Origin of the sequence: Streptomyces scopuliridis RB72, assembly GCF_000718095.1 — a bacterium.
GTDB classification, from domain to species: Bacteria; Actinomycetota; Actinomycetes; order Streptomycetales; family Streptomycetaceae; genus Streptomyces; species Streptomyces scopuliridis.
Window position 1 is genome coordinate 403352 of sequence record NZ_JOEI01000002.1, and the last position, 18179, is coordinate 421530.

The 18179-nt window shown below is 70.7% G+C and carries 16 protein-coding genes and 1 pseudogene; 14 read left to right on the forward strand and 3 right to left on the reverse strand.

What is annotated here, in order from left to right:
* Nucleotides 1–6: 6 nt before the first annotated feature.
* The 10 genes from IF11_RS0102940 to IF11_RS0102985 all read left to right on the forward strand — a co-directional run bounded on the left by IF11_RS0102940 (nt 7) and on the right by IF11_RS0102985 (nt 11330).
* Nucleotides 7–816: a pectate lyase gene (locus IF11_RS0102940; protein ID WP_051745400.1), complete on the forward strand. Its 810-nt coding sequence runs from the start codon at nt 7–9 to the stop codon at nt 814–816.
* Between the two features lie 173 nt (nt 817–989).
* The gene (locus IF11_RS0102945; protein WP_030349793.1) at nt 990–2492 is read left to right on the forward strand and encodes an ABC transporter substrate-binding protein; all 1503 of its coding nucleotides are present in this window, start codon (nt 990–992) and stop codon (nt 2490–2492) included.
* A complete protein-coding gene (locus IF11_RS0102950) occupies nt 2489–4303 on the forward strand; it encodes an ABC transporter permease subunit (protein ID WP_078490368.1) in 1815 nt (604 codons plus the stop codon). The genes IF11_RS0102945 and IF11_RS0102950 overlap by 4 nt, the downstream gene beginning before the upstream one ends.
* Complete coding sequence (locus tag IF11_RS0102955) at nt 4300–5376, forward strand: ABC transporter ATP-binding protein (protein WP_106979083.1); 1077 nt, start codon at nt 4300–4302, stop codon at nt 5374–5376. Before IF11_RS0102950 ends, IF11_RS0102955 begins: the two co-directional genes overlap by 4 nt.
* Nucleotides 5373–6236 carry an ABC transporter ATP-binding protein gene (locus tag IF11_RS0102960; protein WP_078490369.1) on the forward strand — a complete coding sequence of 288 codons (864 nt, stop codon included), beginning with the start codon at nt 5373–5375 and terminating at the stop codon, nt 6234–6236. Before IF11_RS0102955 ends, IF11_RS0102960 begins: the two co-directional genes overlap by 4 nt.
* A gap of 252 nt (nt 6237–6488) precedes the next feature.
* Nucleotides 6489–7424 (forward strand): ATP-binding cassette domain-containing protein, encoded by a 936-nt coding sequence (locus tag IF11_RS0102965; protein ID WP_030349797.1) that lies wholly within the window; start codon nt 6489–6491, stop codon nt 7422–7424.
* On the forward strand, nt 7421–8257 hold the full coding sequence (locus IF11_RS0102970; RefSeq protein ID WP_030349798.1) for an ABC transporter permease: 837 nt from the start codon (nt 7421–7423) through the stop codon (nt 8255–8257). The genes IF11_RS0102965 and IF11_RS0102970 overlap by 4 nt, the downstream gene beginning before the upstream one ends.
* 209 nt (nt 8258–8466) lie before the next feature.
* Nucleotides 8467–9939 (forward strand): sensor histidine kinase, encoded by a 1473-nt coding sequence (locus IF11_RS0102975; protein WP_240627545.1) that lies wholly within the window; start codon nt 8467–8469, stop codon nt 9937–9939.
* Entirely contained in the window at nt 9936–10637 is a 702-nt protein-coding gene (locus IF11_RS0102980; RefSeq protein WP_030349800.1) for a response regulator, read from the forward strand. The genes IF11_RS0102975 and IF11_RS0102980 overlap by 4 nt, the downstream gene beginning before the upstream one ends.
* 75 nt (nt 10638–10712) lie before the next feature.
* Nucleotides 10713–11330 carry a DedA family protein gene (locus IF11_RS0102985; RefSeq protein ID WP_030349801.1) on the forward strand — a complete coding sequence of 206 codons (618 nt, stop codon included), beginning with the start codon at nt 10713–10715 and terminating at the stop codon, nt 11328–11330.
* A 27-nt stretch (nt 11331–11357) separates the two neighbouring features.
* Here the strand turns inward: IF11_RS0102985 and IF11_RS0102990 are convergent, their stop codons facing one another.
* Nucleotides 11358–12416, reverse strand: coding sequence for a chitinase (locus IF11_RS0102990; protein ID WP_030349802.1), 1059 nt, complete (start codon nt 12414–12416; stop codon nt 11358–11360).
* A gap of 367 nt (nt 12417–12783) precedes the next feature.
* On the opposite strand from IF11_RS0102990, the pseudogene IF11_RS0102995 reads away from it, so the two are divergent.
* Together IF11_RS0102995 and IF11_RS39890 are read left to right on the forward strand one after the other, a co-directional pair.
* A pseudogene (locus IF11_RS0102995) lies at nt 12784–14148 on the forward strand (ATP-binding cassette domain-containing protein); the annotation flags it as partial.
* 106 nt (nt 14149–14254) lie between these two features.
* Nucleotides 14255–15439: a LysR family transcriptional regulator gene (locus tag IF11_RS39890; RefSeq protein ID WP_133243198.1), complete on the forward strand. Its 1185-nt coding sequence runs from the start codon at nt 14255–14257 to the stop codon at nt 15437–15439.
* A gap of 116 nt (nt 15440–15555) precedes the next feature.
* Here IF11_RS39890 and IF11_RS0103005 read toward each other — a convergent pair whose 3' ends face one another.
* Nucleotides 15556–16209, reverse strand: a complete 654-nt coding sequence (locus IF11_RS0103005; RefSeq protein ID WP_030349805.1) for an NADPH-dependent F420 reductase — start codon at nt 16207–16209, stop codon at nt 15556–15558.
* 67 nt (nt 16210–16276) lie between these two features.
* On the opposite strand from IF11_RS0103005, the gene IF11_RS0103010 reads away from it, so the two are divergent.
* Nucleotides 16277–16726 (forward strand): winged helix-turn-helix transcriptional regulator, encoded by a 450-nt coding sequence (locus IF11_RS0103010; RefSeq protein ID WP_051745408.1) that lies wholly within the window; start codon nt 16277–16279, stop codon nt 16724–16726.
* Nucleotides 16727–16858: 132 nt separating this feature from the next.
* Nucleotides 16859–17716, forward strand: coding sequence for an alpha/beta fold hydrolase (locus IF11_RS0103015; protein ID WP_030349807.1), 858 nt, complete (start codon nt 16859–16861; stop codon nt 17714–17716).
* A gap of 168 nt (nt 17717–17884) precedes the next feature.
* Here IF11_RS0103015 and IF11_RS0103020 read toward each other — a convergent pair whose 3' ends face one another.
* Nucleotides 17885–18097 (reverse strand): hypothetical protein, encoded by a 213-nt coding sequence (locus IF11_RS0103020; RefSeq protein WP_030349808.1) that lies wholly within the window; start codon nt 18095–18097, stop codon nt 17885–17887.
* Nucleotides 18098–18179 lie beyond the last annotated feature (82 nt).

The window sequence follows — 18179 nt, forward strand, 5'->3', positions numbered from 1 at the left end:
CCCACCATGACACAACAGCACGGCACGCGACTGAGCACCGGGAAACGGCGGGTGATCGCCGGCGGCCTCGGCGCCGCCGCCCTCATGCTCACCACACTCACCTCCGGACTCACCCTGCCCACCGCCGCGGCCGCCACCTGGCCGTCGGCCAACGGCAGCGAGGCGGTCGGCGCTACGAAGCCCATCAGTGGTTCCGTGGACGGCGGTATGAAGCGCTACTACGGCACCGGTGACCTGGGCAGCGGCGGCCAGAACGAGGACCAGGACCCGATCTTCAAGCTCGCCGACGGTGCGACGCTGAAGAACGTCATCATCGGCGCCCCCGCCGCCGACGGTATCCACTGCTCCGGCAGCTGCACACTTCAGAACGTGTGGTGGGAGGATGTCGGCGAGGACGCGGCCACCTTCCGCGGCACCGGCAAGACGTTCACGGTCAACGGCGGCGGCGCCCGCAAGGCCGCGGACAAGATCTTCCAGTTCAACGGCGGCGGCACGCTGAACATCTCCAACTTCGCCGGCCAGGACTTCAAGACCTTCGTCCGCTCCTGCGGCAACTGCTCAAGTCAGTACAAGCGCACGATCAATGTGACCAACACCGAGATCACCGCCCCCGGTGGTGTCATCGGCGGCATCAACACCAACTACGGCGACTCACTGACCCTGCGCGGCATCACCATCGTCGGGGACAGCAGCAAGAAGATCGTGCCGTGCCAGAAGTACATCGGGAACAACACCGGCGCCGAGCCGACCAAGAACGGCTCCGACGCGGACGGCACGTACTGCAAGTACAGCGCCTCCGACCTCACCTACAGGTGAGCCGAGCGCGCGCCGTGCCCTCCTCCGCCGGTCATCGGCGGTACGACGGGCGCGGCGCGCGCCTCTTCCGGCCGTGGCGCGGTCCGGGCGGGCGACCCATGGCACCGTATTGGCAATGATTGTCATGTGCTAGCTTCTCACTCCCAGCTACCGCTCCGCCCGGAAGAGAACCCGTGCACCTCCGCATACCCCTGCCCGCCGCAGGTCTCGTCACCGTCTCCGCACTGCTCCTGACCGGCTGCTTCGCCCCCTCCGAGGACTCCGCGAAGCCGGGATCCGGCGACGACCGCCGTATCCGGCTCGCGATGATGCAGCCGCCGCGCTCCGGGCTCTCCCCGCTCAGCGACGACGCGTTCAAGCTCTCGCGCTGGAGCACCGCGGAGACCCTCGTCACCCTCGACCCGCTGGGCGACGCGCGTCCGGGGCTCGCCACCCGGTGGACGCGGACCTCCGACCGGACCTGGGAGTTCACCGTCCGGGAGGGCGTGACCTTCCACGACGGCAGCGAGCTCACCGCGGAGGTCGCCGCACACTCCCTGAGCCGGGCCGCCACGGCCTCGCCCAAGCCGAGGATCCTCGACGGTGTCGAGCTGACGGCCGAGGCCAGGGGCGGCAAGGTCGTCGTCACCACGGACGAGACCGATCCGCTGGTCCCCCAGCGGCTCTCCTCCCCGCAGTTGTCGATCCTCGCGAAGAGCGCGTACGGGAAGGACGGCCGGATCGATCCGGTCGGCGCCGGCAGCGGCCCGTACGCACTGGTGAAGGTGAACGGCACCACGACCGCCGCCCTCGACCGCTACGACGGCTACTGGGGGAAGAAGGCGCGCGCGGCCGGAATCGATGTCTCCTTCGTACCGGACGGCGCGGCGCGCGCCGCCGCGATCCGGAGCGGCGAGGCGGACATCGCCGAGTCCGTGCCCGTCTCGCAGGCGTCGCTGCTCGCCCCGGAGACGGTCACGGAAGTACCGATGCCGCGCACCAACACGCTGTATCTCAACACCGCTTCGGGGCCCTTCGAGGACGCGGGACTGCGGGCCGCCGCACGCGCGGCGATCAAGCCCGCGGAACTGGTCAAGGGTGTGTACGAGGGACGTGCCGACCGCGCGGGAGGGCTGCTGGGGCCCGCGCTGCCCTGGGCCGCCGAGGGGCGCCGGGAACTGACCGGCCGCACGAAGGCCGCGGACCCCGGCGGGACCACGATCACCCTCGCCACCTTCTCCGACCGGGCCGAACTGCCCGAGGTCGCCTCCGTGCTGCAACAGCAGCTCCAGCAGGCCGGGTTCAAGGTGAAGCAGGTGGTGCGCGAGTACGCGCACATCGAGGAGGACGCGCTCGCGGGGAAGTTCGACGCGTTCATCCTGTCCCGCGCCACCGTGCTCGACTCCGGTGACCCGGTGGCGTATCTGCGCAGCGACTTCACCTGCGACGGCTCCTTCAACCTCGCGCGGCTCTGCGACAAGAGCGTCGACGAGGCCGTGCGGAAGGCGTCCGCCACGCCCGCCGGGGACGCGCGGCGCGCGGCGGTGCTGGCCGCCGAGGCCGCCGTACTCCGCACCGACGCGGCGATCCCGATGCTGCACGAACGCGTCATCCAGGGCGACGCGACCTCGCTGACCGGCTCGGCGAAGGACCCGCGCGAGCGGCTCCTCGTCACCTCGGACACCCGCTTCAAGTGACCACTCCCCGCAAGGAACGCACCGGCGTGCTGCTCGCGCGCGCCGCCGCGCTCCTCGCCGTCGTCACCGTGGTCGGACTGCTGCCCTGGCTCTCCGGCCGGGATCCGGCGCTGTCCGTTCTGCGGGCCCGGTCCGCCGAACAGGAGCCGACCGAGGAGGCGTTGCGCGCGGTACGGGAGCAACTCGGCCTGGAATCCGGCCCGGTGGCCCTGCTCGGCGACTGGTTCGGCGCGGCGGTGCGCGGCGACCTCGGACGCTCCTGGGTGAGCGGGAGCGAGGTGCTGCCGTCCGTGCTGTCGGGGCTCGGTGTCTCGCTGGCGCTGATGGGCGCGGCGCTGTTCCTCGCCCTCGTACTGGCCTGCGCGTTGTGCGCGCGGACGCTGATCCGCGGAGCGCGCGGGACGCTCGACACGCGTGAGGGTGGTGGTGGCGGTACGGGAGCACCCGCGGCGGCGCTCGCCGCACTGCCCGAGTTCCTGATCGCCACCCTGCTGATGGTGGCGCTGTCGGTGTGGCTGGGCTGGTTCCCGCCGTACGGCTGGCAGGAGCCACGCCATCTGGTGCTGCCCGCCCTGGCGTTGGGCATTCCGGCGGGCGGGCTGCTCGGGCGGCTGGCCGAGGACGCGCTGCCCGCGGTGTTCACGGAGCGCTGGGTGGAGCTGTGGCGGTCCTCGGGCTGTACGGCGGGCCGTATCGGGCGGGCCGCCCTGCGCCGGGCCCTGCCCGCCGTACTGCCCCAGCTCGGTCTGGTGGCCGTCGGTCTGACGGGCGGCGCGGTGGCCGTCGAGACGGTGTTCGCGGTGCCCGGCATCGGGCGTACCGCGCTGGGCGCCGCCGAGTCGCAGGATCTGCCGCTGCTCCAGGGCTCGGTGCTGGCCCTCGTACTCCTCGGCCTGCTGGCCGGGCTGATCGCGCAGACGGCGCGGCGGTGGATGCTCGGGCCTGGGCTGCGGGACGCGAGCCTGTCGCTGGCCGCGCGACGTCCGGCGCGGGCGTCGCGGCTGCGTGTCGCCGTGCCCGTGGGGTGCGCGGTGCTGCTTCTGGTCGTCATCGGGTGGGGTCTGCTGCTCGACCCCCTGTACGTGGACACCGCCGCGCGGCTCGGGGCGCCGAGCGGGGCACATCCGCTCGGTACGGACGCGCTGGGCCGCGATGTGCTGGCCCGGGTGGGGCACGGAGCGGCGACGACCGTGGGCATCGCTGTGCTGGTGTGCCTCGGCTCGTATCTGCTCGCGATGATCGTCGGCTTTCTGCCGGCCCTGGCGTCCGGCGCCTCGGAGACCGCGAACGCCGTGCCGCCGGTGATCGCCGGCATTCTCGTGGCGGCGGTGCTCGGCCCCGGTTCGCTGGGGGCGTCGATCGCGGTGGCCCTGGTGTCCTGGCCCGCGCTCGCGGCCCACGCCGCCGCCCTGGTGCAGGAGACGCGCGCCGCCGGCCACCTCACGGCCCAGCGCGCGATCGGCTCACCGCCCCGCTGGATCCTGCTCCACCATCTGCTGCCCGCCGTCGCCGGGCCGGTCGCCCGGCACGCGGTCCTGCGTCTGCCCGGTATCGCCCTGGCCCTCGCCTCACTCGGCTTCCTCGGCCTCGGCGCCCAGCCGCCCGCCCCGGAGTGGGGTCTGACCCTGTCCGAGTCCCTCCCCTATGTCGAACGCGCGCCCTGGGCCGTACTGACGCCCGCGGCCATGCTGTTGCTGCTGGCCATGCTGGCGGTCTCCTTGTCGACACTGCCGGCTCCGGCGGCGGGGCGCGGACCGATCGCCCGCGCACGAGCCCGTGCGCTCCGGCCGGAAAGGAGCACCGCGCGATGAGTGCGGACACCGAAGAGTGCGCGGACGCGCCGCGCGACGGACGCGAGCCGCTGCCCGACCCGGCGGGCGCGCTGCTGGACGTACGCGAACCGCTGCTCGACGTACGCGATCTGCGGGTCACCGTGAACGGGCTGCACGCCGTACGCGGGATCTCGTTCGAGGTGCGGGCCGGGGAGGCGCTGGCCGTCGTCGGGGAGTCCGGGGCGGGGAAGTCCCTGACCGCGCGGGCCGTCCTGGGGCTGCTGCCCGCCGGGGCCGAGGTCCGGGGCGGTGTGCGGTTCGCGGGACGGGAGTTGCTGGGGGCGGGGACGGCGGGGTACCGGGGGCTGCGCGGCAGCCGGCTGGCCTTCGTACCGCAGGATGCCCTGTCCGTGCTGAGCCCCGTGCACACCGTCGGCGAGCAACTGGCCCTGGCCGTACGGTCGGTGCGCGGCGTGGGCCGCCGGGCCTCGGCGGAGCTGGCGGTCGCCGCACTCGACCGGGTCGGCATCCCCGACGCCGCGCGCCGGGTCCGCGCCTATCCGCATGAGTTCTCCGGCGGGATGCGGCAGCGCGCCGTGATCGCGATGGCGGTGATCAATGAGCCCGAGCTGGTGCTCGCCGATGAGCCGACCACCGCGCTGGACCCCACCACGCAGGCACGGATCCTGGAGCTGCTGACCGGCATCCGGCGGGAGACCGGCGCCGCGCTCGTCCTGGTCACCCACGATCTGGACGTCGTCGCGGGCCACGCGGACCGGGTGCTGGTGATGTACGCGGGGCGGGTGGCCGAATCGGGCCCGGTCGCCGAGGTGTTCGCGGCCCCGCGCGCCCCGTACACCGCGGGGCTGATCGCCTCGCTGCCGCGACTGCGCCGGCCGGGCGGAAGGCTGCCCTCGATCGGCGGCTCCCCGCCCTCGCTCTTCGCGCTGCCGCCCGGCTGCGGCTTCGCCCCGCGCTGCCCGGCCGCCACGGACATGTGCGGCCGGAGCCTGCCCGAGCCGGTCACCGAGGACGGCCGGACAGTGTCCTGCCATCGGTGGCGGGAACTGCCCTCGCCCGTGACCGGGCTGTTCGAGGAGTGTGCCGGATGAGCGCCCCGCACCCGCGCGACAAGCGGACCCCGGACGGCCGGGGGGTCCCGGACGGTACGCGGGCCCCCGACGGCACGCCGGCACTGCTCGACGTACGCGAACTGACGGTACGTCACACAGGTCACGGGCGGCGGGCGTTGCCCGTACTCGCCGTGGACCGGGTGTCCTTCGCCGTACAGCCCGGGGAGACCCTCGCACTGGTCGGCGAGTCCGGGTCGGGCAAGACCAGTTCCGCCATGGCCGTACTGATGCTGCGCCGCCCGGAATCCGGTTCGGTGCGCTTCCTCGGACGGGAGCTGACGACGCTGGACGAGCCGGAGTTGCGTACGCTGCGCCCCGCGCTGCAACCGGTCTTCCAGGACCCGTACGGATCCCTCAGCCCCCGGCTCCGGGTGCGCGACGCGATCGCCGAACCGCTGAGGGTCCAGGGCCGCTGGGACCCGCTGACCGGACCCGCCCGCGTCGCCGAACTGCTCGAACTCGTAGGGCTGGACGCGCCGTTGGCCTCCCGGCTGCCGCACGAGCTGTCCGGCGGCCAGTGCCAGCGCGTCGGTATCGCCCGCGCGCTCGCCTGCGAACCGAAGCTGCTGGTGCTCGACGAACCGGTCTCCGCGCTGGACCCGTCCGTCCGTGCGGGTGTGATGAATCTGCTGACGGAGCTTCAGAAGGACCTTGGAATCGGACAGTTGCTCATCTCCCACGATCTCGCGCTGGTCCGGCATGTGGCACACCGGGTCGCGGTGATGCGCCGGGGCAGGATCGTCGAGTCGGGCACGGTCGAGGAGGTGTACGCGGCGCCCGCCCACCCGTACACGCGCGAACTGCTGTCCGCCGTATCTCACGCTCCCCCGAATTCATGAGAAATTCTCATCCGGCCTTCCGCCCGGAATGCGGAATTGCACGCAGCCGAATCACACGTAATCGACGCCGCCCGGCCTGCGCACGGTCGTCATTCTTCGGTCTCATCGGCCGTGGTACCGCGGTACCGTCCACGGCCGAGAATCATCCGCTGGTAGCTGCTGTTCAGCGGTTTCGCATTCCTACTGTGGAGACATGGCCGCCGGCGGGACAGTCCGCGGGCCGGATCCGCCACGGATATCAGGGGATGCGAAATGATCGAGATCAATCGGCTGGTCAAGAGATACGGCGAGAAGACCGCCGTCGACGGCCTCGACTTCACCGTCCGGCCCGGAGTGGTCACGGGCTTTCTCGGCCCCAACGGCGCGGGCAAGTCCACCACGATGCGCATGATCGTCGGACTGGACGAGCCGAGCGCCGGGTCGGTCACGGTCAACGGCCGCCGCTACGCCACGCACCGCGCGCCACTCCAAGAGGTGGGGGCGCTGCTGGAGGCCAAATCGATCCACCCCGGACGGTCCGCCTTCCACCATCTCAACGCCCTCGCGCTCACCCACGGCATTCCGCGCCGCCGGGTGGATGAGGTCATCGAGCAGGCCGGTCTCAGTCAGGTGGCCCGTAAGCGGGCGGGCGCGTTCTCGCTGGGGATGGGACAGCGTCTGGGCATCGCCGCCGCGCTGCTCGGGGATCCGCAGACGGTGATTCTGGACGAGCCGGTGAACGGTCTCGATCCGGAGGGCGTGCTGTGGATACGTAACCTGCTCACCGGACTCGCCGCCGACGGCCGCACCGTCTTCGTCTCGTCCCATCTGATGAGCGAGATGGCGCTGACAGCGACCAATCTGGTGGTCGTGGGGCGGGGCAAGCTGCTCGCCGACACCACGGTCGAGCGGTTCATCCAGGACGCCGGGGGTCACAGCGTGAAGGTCGTCACCGCCGACCCGGCCCGGCTGCGGGATCTGCTGCGCGGCCCCGATGTGGAGATCACCGCGGGCGAGAGCGCGGAGGAGCTCCAGGTCGTCGGGCTGGACGCGCGGCAGATCGGTGCGACGGCGTTCGACCACGGGGTTCCGCTCTATGAACTCACCCCGCAGACCGTCTCGTTGGAGGAGGCGTTCATGGGAATGACAGGCGACGCCGTCGAGTACCACGGCAGCCTCGCCGCAACCCCTCTCGGGAGCGCCGCATGACCACCCTGACCCCTGCCCCTGCCCCCGCCGCTGCCGACACCCGGGGCCGGCCCGCCTACAAGGTGACCGGCCCACGCGTCCTGCGCGCCGAATGGGCCAAGCTCTGGTCGCTGCGCTCCACCTGGATCACCCTGAGCCTGTCCTTGGCGCTGCTGATCGCGCTCGGCATGATCTTCGCCTCGACCTACGCGCCCGGTGCCGACGCACGCGGCCCCGGCGCGGAGGCCGCGGACGCGGTCGCCGTCGCTCTCGGCGGCCTCAACTTCGCCCAGCTGGCCATCGGAGTGCTGGGCGTGCTGGTCATGGCCGGGGAGTACTCCACCGGCACGATCCGCTCCACACTCGCCGCGGTCCCGACCCGGCTGCCCGTGCTGTGGTCCAAGGTCATCAGCTATGGCGGGACGGCGTTCCTCACCGCCGGTGTCACGGTGTTCGTGTCCTTCTTCGCGAGCGGGAGGATGCTGGACGGTACGGACATCGCGCTCGGCATCTCCTCCCCCGGCGTGGTGCGCGCTCTCCTGGGGGCCGGGGCCTATCTCGCACTGGTCGGCGTCCTGGGGGTCGCGCTGGGCGCGCTGATCCGTTCGGTCGCCGGTGGCATCGGACTGCTGGTCACCACACTGATGCTGCTGCCGCTCCTCACCAGCCTGCTGCCCACCACGCTGAGGGACAACATCACCCCGTATCTGCCCAGCAGCGCGGGAGGCTCGATGTTCGCGCTGCACCCGGCGAGCGATGCCCTCAGCCCGGGGGCGGGGCTCGCGGTCTTCGCCGGCTGGGTCGTGCTGGCCCTCGCCGGCGCCGCCTGGCGGCTCGCGCGCTCGGACGCGTGACCTGCTCGGACGCGTGACCCGGGTCTGGTGTGTGACCCGGGTCTGGTGCGTGACCCGGGTCAGGCGCGTGACCCGGGTCAGGCGCGTGACCTGCTCGGGTGCGTGATCTCGCGCCCGGACGTGTGACCTGTGCCGGTCCGCCGCCTCCGGTCGCTCTACAGTGATCGCAGTGCGGTACGGACCGGCCCGAAGGAGAAGGGGGCGAGGCCGTGCGAAGCAGCGGCACCCCGCGGGGCGGGCCGAGCAGCGCACCGCGGCGCGTGCTCAAGGGCACTCCGCACGGCGAGCCCTTCCCGCCCGAACTCGACGCGTTGTGGAGCAGTCCACTGGTGCGCCGGGCCGCCGGTACGGCCCGCCGACTGCGAAGGGTGAGCCGCGAACATCCCGTACTGCTCGACTCCCTGCTCGCCCTCGCCGTCCTGGCGATCGGGCTGGGCAATCTGTTCCTGCCGGCGGGAGGGGACCGGGAGGGCGGGCGGCACGGCACCTTCGCCAGCTCCCTGACGCTCGCCGAGCAGCACGTACCCCTCGCACTGATCCTGGTGTCGCTGGCCGGGCAGGCCCTGCCGCTGGTCTGGCGGCGCCGGGCACCGTCGGCCGTGCTGGCGGCGGTGCTCCTCTGCTGCGTACTCCAGTGGTCACTGGGCGTGCCGCTGCGCAGCGCGGTCGGTCTGATGGTCGCGCTCTACTCCCTGGCGCGGTACGACTCGGTCAAGAGGCTGCCGTGGGCGGCGCTGTGCACTGCGGCGGCGCTCAGTGTGGCGGCGTTCCGGGTGCCGCCGCTCACCGCGCAGTCCCTGTCGAGTCTGTTCCTGCTGTGCGCCGCCGCCACCGCCGCCGTGGCGCTCGCGCTGGTGGTGCGGGTACGCCAGGCCCAGCTCAGCGCGCTGGCCGACCGGGCGGCGCAGGTGGAGATCGAACGTGAGCAACGCGTCCAGCTGGCCACCTTCGCCGAGCGGTCCAGAGTCTCCCGCGAGATGCACGACATCGTCGGCCACAACCTCGCCGTCATCATCGGCCTCGCGGACGGCGCCGCCGCCGCCCCGGACGCGGCCCGCGGCGCCGAGGTGCTGCGTCTTATCGCGGGCACCGGCCGACAGGCGCTGAGCGAACTGCGCCGCACGCTGGGCGCGCTGCGCGAACGCCCCGACGGGATCAACGACGCCGTCGAGCTGAACCCCCAGCCGGGCATCACCGACCTCGCCGGGCTGCTGGACCGTATCCGGGCCGCCGGGCCACAGGTCACGTATCGCGGCGCCGGCGACCCGGACACCCTGGCCCCGGGCGTACAGCTCGCCGTGTACCGCATCGTCCAGGAGGCGCTGACCAACAGCCTGAAGCACGCCGGGCCGGCGACGACCGTACGTGTGGTACTGAGCGTCACCGACCGGGAGGCCGACATACGCGTCCGGGACAGCGGGCGTCCCGACGGCTCACCGGCGTCCGGACCCGGCGGCGACACGGGGCAGGGTCTGGTCGGGATCGCGGAGCGCGCGGCTCTCGCGGGCGGCAGCGCCGAGGCGGGGCCCACCGAGGACGGCGGTTGGATGGTGCACGCAGTCCTGCCGCTGCTCCCGCCGCCTCCCCGGTCTCAGCCCCTTCCCTCTCCCTCTCCCCATCCCTCTCCTCCTCCCCCTCCACCGCCCGTTCCGCCCCGCTCCGCAGAGGAACCGCCCCCATGACCACCGTGCTCATCGTCGACGACCAGCCGCTGCAACGCCTCGGCTTCCGCCTGCTGCTCGAAGCCGACCCCGGCACCACGGTCGTCGGCGAGGCCGGGCACGGCGCCGAGGCCGTCGAGCGTACGGCGGCGCTGCGGCCGGACGTGGTCCTGATGGACATCCGGATGCCGGGGATGGACGGCGTCGAGGCCACCCGTCGCATCGTGGCCTCCGGGAGCCGCTCGCGCGTACTCGTCCTCACCACCTTCGACCTGGACGAATACGCCTACGGCGCGCTGCGCGCCGGAGCCAGTGGGTTTCTGCTCAAGGACGCGCTGCCCGACGAGCTGCTCGCCGGAATCCGCGCGGTCGCCGCGGGTGACGCGGTGGTCGCCCCGGCGCTGACCCGCCGGCTGCTGGACACCTTCATCCAGCGCGTCCCGGCCCCCTCCGAACACGCGCTCTCCGACCGCGCGGGCCGGGCGGAGACCGATGCCCGGCTGGCGGCCCTGACCGGGCGTGAGCGGGAGGTGCTGTCGGCCATGGCCCGCGGGTTGACCAACGGTGAGATCGCCGAGCTGCTGGTGCTGTCGGAATCGACCATTAAGACCTATGTCAGCCGGGTGCTGACGAGGATCGGCGCCCGTGACCGTGTACACGCTGTCATCATCGCCTATGAGACCGGTATCGCCCGGACGGACCGGCCCCCGTCCCGGTGATGAGGACCCGGGCGTCGGCATCAGCATCGGCATCGGCATCGGCATCGGCATCGGTGGAACGGAGGGACGCGCCGGATGAATACGATCACCAACTGGCTCGGCGGTCTCTCCGGCCCCGTGATCTACGCCGTGGTCGGCGCGCTCGTCTTCTGCGAGGACGCCTTCTTCTTCGGCCTTGTGCTGCCCGGCGAGACCGCCGCCGTACTGGGCGGGCTGCTGGCCGTCCACGGCGAGGTGTCGGTGTGGTGGCTGACGGTGGTCGTGGTGGTCGCCGCGATCCTGGGCGACAGCACCGGCTATGCGGTGAGCCACCACTTCGGCGACCGGATCCTGGCGACCCGGAGCCTGCGCAAGCGCGAGGACCAGGTCGAGCGGGCGCGCGAGATGATTCGCGTGCGGGGCGCCTCGGCGGTGTTCGTGGCCCGCTTCATCGCGTTCCTCCGCGCGCTGATGCCGGCGCTGGCGGGGCTCTCGGACGTGCCGTACCGACGGTTCCTGTTCTTCAACGCGATGGGCGGGCTGTGCTGGGGCGTGAGCTGTACGGCCGTGGGCTACTTCGCCGGGGCCGCGTTCACCAGGATCGAGTCACAGGTGGGGCAGATCGCCGGGGCCGTGATCGCCGGGGTGGTCGTGCTCGCGCTGGCCGTGTGGGCGTACCGGCGGCACCGCCGGACACACCCACCGCACCACTGACCAAGTCCCGCCCCGGGCCGTCCGGCCTCAACGGCCCTGCAGCGCCTTGACGTTGTTGCCGAACGTCCAGCCCTTCGACCCGTCCCAGTTGAGCGACCAGGTCATCAGACCCTTCAGCCCGTTGCCGTAGGTGTGCCAGGCCTGCGACACCAGATTCGGCGCCATATACCCGCCCCCGGCGCCCGGTTGGGCGGGCAGTCCCGGCACCTGCTTGTCATAGGGGACCTTGATCGTGGTGCCCTGGACGACCAGCCCCCTGTTGAGACAGTCCGTCTGCGCGGTGAACCCCTGGACCGTACCGGCGGAGTACGAGTCGCCGGAGCAGCCGTACATGCTGCCGTTGTAGTACTGCATGTTGAGCCACCAGAGCCGGCCGTTGTCGGCGTACTTCTTCACGATGGGCAGATACGCGCCCCAGATCGAGCCGTACGCCACACTGCCCCCGGTGACATAGGCCGTCTCGGGCGCCATCGTCAGACCGAAGTTCGAGGGCATCTGGGCCAGTACGCCGTCGATGATGCGGATGAGGTTGGCCTGCGAGGCGGACAGTGTGTTGATGTTGCCGCTGCCCACGAGCCCGGTCTCGATGTCGATGTCGATGCCGTCGAAGTTGTACTTCTTCAGGATCGGCACCACCGTCGCGATGAACCGGTCGGCGACGGCGCTGGAGCTGAGGTCGATCCCGGCCGCCGCGCCGCCGATGGACATCAGGGTCGTGAGACCGGACGCCTTCGCCTGGCACATCTCGGCCGGGGTCGCGACCTTCACTGTCGCGTCCATCCCCTCCTCCCACAGGACGGTGCCGTCCGAGCGGATGACCGGGAACGCCGCGTTGATCACGTTGTAACCGTGGTCGCGGATACGGGCATCCGTGATCGGAATCCATCCGAGCGGCGGATGTACGCCGTTCGCCGCGCCGTCCCAGTTCTCCCAGTAGCCCTGGAGCACCTTGCCGGTGGGCTTCGACTTGACCGCGCAGGTGTCGGCGGCCGGAGCGGCGCCGGGCGCCGCCGCGGCGACCAGCGTCTGCATGACGAAGGCCATGGCGAGGCCGACCCCCAGCACGCGCGATATTCGGCGGATCATGCTGTGCTCCCTTCCGACCATGCCCGCCCGCGACCGCGTCGGTGCGGCGGACTGGGAACGTACGCCGGGTAGTTGGGGGAACCGTAGAGTGGTCCAGACCTGCCGTCAATAGGTCTGGACCAACCAGGTCTGGACCAATTGACCGCATGCCCCATCCGTCACATGCCTATCGGCCACGGCGTTTCGGCCATCACCGTATCCGTACCCGGTCCGCACGCCCCAAGGGTGGATGCATCACGCACGTTGCGTATATCGCGCTCCCCTGCGAAATCCGTCCCGTCTCAAACACGTGCGTTCGATATCGCGCTCCCGTCGTTGACCACGGTGAACCTGAGCAGACTCCAACGACCGTGCAGAAGGAGTGCAGTTGACCTCAGTCGACACCAAGAACACGCGAGCCGCGCAAGCCGTCACACCGCCGCCGCCACCGCCCGCCGAGATCACCTACACGGGGGAATACTCCGTGAACCCACTCGGTGAAGTCTCCTTCCGCAAGCTGTGTGCCCAGCTTCCGTCGGTCCTGCGCCGCATCACCCGGATGTCCTGGGACATCGATCGCCGGGCCGTACTGCTGCTCGTGGCCTGCCAGTTGGTCACCGGCGTGGCCGCGGCGGTGCTGCTGACCGCCACCGCCGGGGCGATGCGTCCCATCCTGGCCGGCGGCGCCATCACGGACCGGCTGCACCAGGCCCTGCCGGCCCTGCTCCTCGTGGCCGGGGCGGCCGCCCTCACCCGCGCCGCCGGCGCCCTCGCCACGTACGCGTCGCGGCGGATCACACCCAAGCTCACGACCGCGACGGACACCGCCCTCGTGGAGGCGGTCTGCCGGGTCGAAGCGGCGGCCTACGCGGTGGACGGGTTCGCCGACCGGCAGGAGGCCGCGGAGATGGGCGTGCTCCGCACCCATGTGATGGTCACCGACGCACAACGCTTCATGTCGGCGCTGATCAGGATGGTCACGGCGGGCGGTGTGCTGTCGGTCCTGAACGTACTGATGCTGCCGCTGCTTCTCCTCGCGGTGCTCCCGGCCGGCATCGGAGCGGTGCTCACCGCCCGCGTCGACTACGAGATCCACTACGCGAACATCGCCGACCGCAACGTACGGGGCATGATGCGGTGGTGGTCGACAACGCCCAAGTACGGCGACGAGGTCCGTGCCAACGGCATGACCGACTACCTGCTGTACTGGTACCGGTCCCTGTCGCAACGCGTCGACCGGCGCACACTCGCCGCGGCTCCACGGACGCTGCGCATCGCGTTGGTGTCGTCGTTCACCGGCGGAGTGTTCCTCGTCGCCACCTGGGCGGCCCTCGCCTGGCTGGCCGTGACGGGCCGGGTCGCGCTCGCCATCGCCGCCACCGCGGTCGTCGCCGTGCAGACCACGCTGGCCGCGCTGTCGCAGGTCATTGTGAACGGGGCCGCGGTGTTCCATACGAGCCTCTACCTGAGCGACATGCAGGCGTTCCTCGACGACGCCGGCGAACGGGCGCCCCAGCGCGGCGAACTGGCCGTGAGCGCACCGGTGGAGGAGATCCGGCTGACAGAGGTCACCTACCAGTACCCGGGGAAGGACAGGCCGGCCGTCGACGGTGTCTCCCTCACCCTGCGACGTGGGGAGATCGTCGCGATCGTCGGGGTGAACGGCTCGGGCAAGTCCACTCTCACCCGTCTCATCACCGGCATCTACCTCGCCGACAACGGCCGGGTGACCTGGAACGGCGCGGATACCGCAAGCGGCATCGCTCCTGGGCAACACCAGCCCCAAGAGCAACCGCCGGGCACTGGACGTGGCCGTGGCATCCTCAGGGACCGAGACCCTGCTCACGGTCCTGCCCGCGTTGGCGCAGGCCCTGGACCGCCACCCCGTCCCGATCGACTATGACCGCCGCCGCAGACTCTTCAGCCCCGACAGCGTCCACTTCGATCACATCGCCTACCAGGCGCTCTGCCGACGCCACGGCTGGCGGATGCAGGCTCCCGTCCAGATCAAGCGCCTGCACTGGCACCTGGCACGACTCCTGCTGGGCGCAGATCCCGGAGCCGCCTCACGCACACCCGCCGGACACCTGGCTTTCCACTATCGGCTCCACCCCGACCTGCATGAGCTCCTGCGCGATCAGGCAGCCGCGAATCTGAGAGCCCACGGCATCGACGAGCCCGTGACCTGGGATCCACCGCCAGACTGGATCACGGATCCCGTCCTTCCACCTGGTCCCGAGACGATCAAACGCAGCCAGCTCGCGCAGCATGCCGCGGACGGACCAGAGCCGGCCGAGCTCGGCCGCCTGCTCGGCCTGGACGACGCTCGTCTCCTCCTCGCGATCGAGACGTTCGGCACCACCGCACCGCAACCCCGCCAGCAGCGGCCGCCTGCCCCGGGTCGGCGCACCCCGCGGCAGGGAGCCCTGGCCCCGCAAAGCCTTCAACGGCTCTACCAGGAGCAGAAGTTGTTGCAGCACCAAATTGCCGAGCTGGCAGGATGCAGCATCAACACCGTCCGGCAGGCACTCGACGAAGCGGGCATCCAGATCCGCACACGCCGCCCAGTCGGCCACCTTGAGAAAACCATCTCCCGCGCCTGGCTGGAGAAGGAGTACCCCCACAAGGGACGCTCGTCGCCCGACATCGCGCGCGAACTGGGCGTCGGCAAGAACGATGTGATGCGGCTGGTGAACAAGTGGGGCATCCCCCGACACCCCACCAGTCAGTTCACCAATCCTTTTGCATCACTCGACACCGAGCTGTCGCCCGCGATGCACGCCGTCAGCCGGACGAAGAACTGCGTCCAGCGCCTACGGCACCTCACCGTGACCTCCAGACACAGCACTCTCCAGGACGCCGCTGACGAACTCAGCGTCACCTGGAGCACTCTCAAATACCAACTGAAGCGGATCGAGGAAACGGCGGGCTTCACCATCATCGACATCCGACGGTCCCGGCCCCTCACCATCACGGAAGACGGACGTCGCTTCCTCGACGAAGCCATGCATCTCCTCTCCCTGCTCGATAACCGCGCAGCGTGACCGCTGCACACCGCCAGGAGCAGGAGGATGCCCAATTCCAGACGATGCGATCAGTGCGCACTGCTCTCGGACCACGAGAGTCTGGACTGGGTCTCCCGTCTGATGCGGACAGCAGGTCAGTTCGTCACAGCCGATGAGGGGACGCGAGGGACTGCGGAGTTGGGGTCGAAGCCTTCGAACGCCAGTCCAATGACGAAGCCCGCCACCTCCTCCAGCTGGAGGACGCGATCCAGCGCCCCAAGAATCGCTGGCGTCCCGCCGACATCGCGCACCAACTCGCCGACGACATGCAGTGCCGCAGAATCGTCGCCGCACATCGCCACAGTCACGCCGGACCGGCCACTCTCGGGAGAGCTCGTCCACTGGTCAGCGGGAAAGAGATGGAATGCCTTGACAACATGAGCTCCCGGAGCAAGTCCGGCGATCCGCCTCGCCATCGACTCGCCGTGCTCGGTGAGCAGAACGCCGACACCATGCGCGACAGCGTTCGTGGGATCGATCAACGGCATCCCCTCAAGCACGCCGTCGGACGCGCCCACCAAGCCCAGCATGTCCTCGACGCCGTCCCAGGACACGGCGAGGAGCACCGCATCACGCCCGATGACCGCCTCACGCGGCGCGACGGCGAGCACTCCGTGCCCCAACCGCTCAGCAAGCTTCTCCGCCTTGACCTGCGACCGCCCGCCGATCGCCACCTCGTGCCCTGCGCGTGACCAGCCCTCACCCAAGGCCGCCGCCAGCGTCCCTGTTCCCAGGATCCCGATGCGCATCGTCGCTTCCTCTCAAGTGGCAGTCAGATTGGGCAGTCACATTAGGGAAGGTGTTACGCACCGAACGGTGCGCAACGACCACGCGATGATGGGCGACGAGATGACTGATCACGAATGCCACTGCTACGAGTTGGTCGCTGACTGCCGTCTGCGCGCGGCCACCGATCTCTTCGCCCACACATGGGATCCCGTTGTGCTGGCGGCTCTTCGCACGGGCCCGCGTCGACGCCGCGAGCTGCGCGCCACGATCGGCGGCATCAGCGACAAGGTCCTGACCGACACCCTGCATCGTTTGCTCTCCAGCGGCCTGGTCGACCGCCACGCACACGCCGAAGCGCCACCTCGCGTCGAATACAGCCTCACAAGCCTGGGGCAGAGCCTCGTCGAGGGTCCCATGATGGCGCTCGGACGCTGGGCAATCGAGCACGGTGACGAGCTTCTCGAAGCCCAGGAGAACGCGGCACGGAGACCATCCGACTCGGCGGCGCCCCCGTCAGAGACGCAACGAGCCGGATGAATACCCTCTGGCAAGCCTTTCTGGCGTTCCCACAGGTCACGCCAACACGAGGCACTGCTTGACCTACTCCACAACGAGCACGTCATGGAAACCCAGTTGCCCGATCCGAACGCCGCTGACAATGTCCCGGCCATGCCTACCTTCTCCGCGCACGACGGGACCAAGCTCGCCTATCACGTGTTCGGAGACGGCCCTCCGGTGGTCTGCCTCCCCGGAGGCCCGACGGATTCCGCTTACCTCGGCGACCTCGGCGGCCTCTCCGCCCACCGGCAGCTGATCAGGCTGGACCTCCGGGGCACCGGCCAGTCCGCGACACCACAGGACACCGCCTCCTGCCGCTGCGACCGGCTCGTCGACGACGTCGAGGCCCTGCGCGATCACCTTGGCCTCGCCCAGATGGATCTGCTCGCGCACTCCGCCGGCGCCAATCTGGCCACGCTCTACGTGAGCCGCCACCCCGAAAACGTCAGCAAGCTCGCGCTGATCACGCCAAGCGTCAGGGCTGTGGGCCTCACGATCACAGGAGACCTCCGGCTGAAGACCGCACAACTCCGCCGGAACGAACCGTGGTTCCCACAGGCGTTCGCGGCCCTGGAAGCGATCGTGGCGGGCAAGGCCACCGCCGACAGCTGGAATGCCATCGCACCGTTCTCCTACGGCCGCTGGGACCAGGCGGCCCAGGCGCATCAGGCCGCCGGGGACGAGCGGATGAACCCGGAGATCGTCGCTGCCTTCGGCGCCGAAGGCGCTTTCACCCCGGACACCACCCGCACCGCACTCGCCCAGTTCACCCCGCCGGTCCTCCTCCTGGCCGGTGAAGCCGACCTCGGAGCCCCTCCCCACACCATGGCCGAGTTCGCGGACCTCTTCCCGAACGCCGAACTCGTCGTCCAGCCCGGCGCCGGACACTACCCGTGGCTCGACGACGCCGACCAGTTCGTGGCGACCACCGCAGCTTTCCTGGGACACATCACCGCCCCGTCGTCATAACCCCAGCCGTGGACGTTCCCCGGACGAAACCACGTGGCACAACGGAAAGTAACCGCCCTCGCCGACCACCAGGCACCGGATTGCTCACCATGCACCGACGCGGCCAGTGCTCACGACATCCGGATTCCGGCGTTTCCGCAGGGCCCAGTGCTAACGATCAAGGGGAACCTACACCCCGCCCCCACCACAGCGGGGGCGGGGCACCGGCACGGCGCGGCGGCCGGCCGACGCCCGCGCGCCGGCCCGCGACCAGCCGCTCAGCAGCAGGGCGACGACGAGGGCGATACCGAACGCGAGGCGCGGGTCCATGAGGCCCCTGGCGCTGACGCTGCTGATACCGCTGTCGGCCTGGTGGCTGACGCTGCACACGGCCACGGCCACGGCCGCGGCGGTCGATCTGGCGGGCCTCGGCGGCCTGCGGTCGTGCCGGGCGTCGCCGGGCAGGCGGGACTTTGAAGACAGG

Coding starts and splice junctions, on each gene's coding strand:
- IF11_RS0103005 (WP_030349805.1), bottom strand. CDS start 16,209: ATGCGCATCGGGATCCTGGGAACAGGGACGCTGGCGGCGGCCTTGGGT.
- IF11_RS0102955 (WP_106979083.1), top strand. CDS start 4,300: ATGAGTGCGGACACCGAAGAGTGCGCGGACGCGCCGCGCGACGGACGC.
- IF11_RS0102960 (WP_078490369.1), top strand. CDS start 5,373: ATGAGCGCCCCGCACCCGCGCGACAAGCGGACCCCGGACGGCCGGGGG.
- IF11_RS0102985 (WP_030349801.1), top strand. CDS start 10,713: ATGAATACGATCACCAACTGGCTCGGCGGTCTCTCCGGCCCCGTGATC.
- IF11_RS0103015 (WP_030349807.1), top strand. CDS start 16,859: ATGCCTACCTTCTCCGCGCACGACGGGACCAAGCTCGCCTATCACGTG.
- IF11_RS0102980 (WP_030349800.1), top strand. CDS start 9,936: ATGACCACCGTGCTCATCGTCGACGACCAGCCGCTGCAACGCCTCGGC.
- IF11_RS0102970 (WP_030349798.1), top strand. CDS start 7,421: ATGACCACCCTGACCCCTGCCCCTGCCCCCGCCGCTGCCGACACCCGG.
- IF11_RS0102990 (WP_030349802.1), bottom strand. CDS start 12,416: ATGATCCGCCGAATATCGCGCGTGCTGGGGGTCGGCCTCGCCATGGCC.
- IF11_RS0102965 (WP_030349797.1), top strand. CDS start 6,489: ATGATCGAGATCAATCGGCTGGTCAAGAGATACGGCGAGAAGACCGCC.
- IF11_RS0102940 (WP_051745400.1), top strand. CDS start 7: ATGACACAACAGCACGGCACGCGACTGAGCACCGGGAAACGGCGGGTG.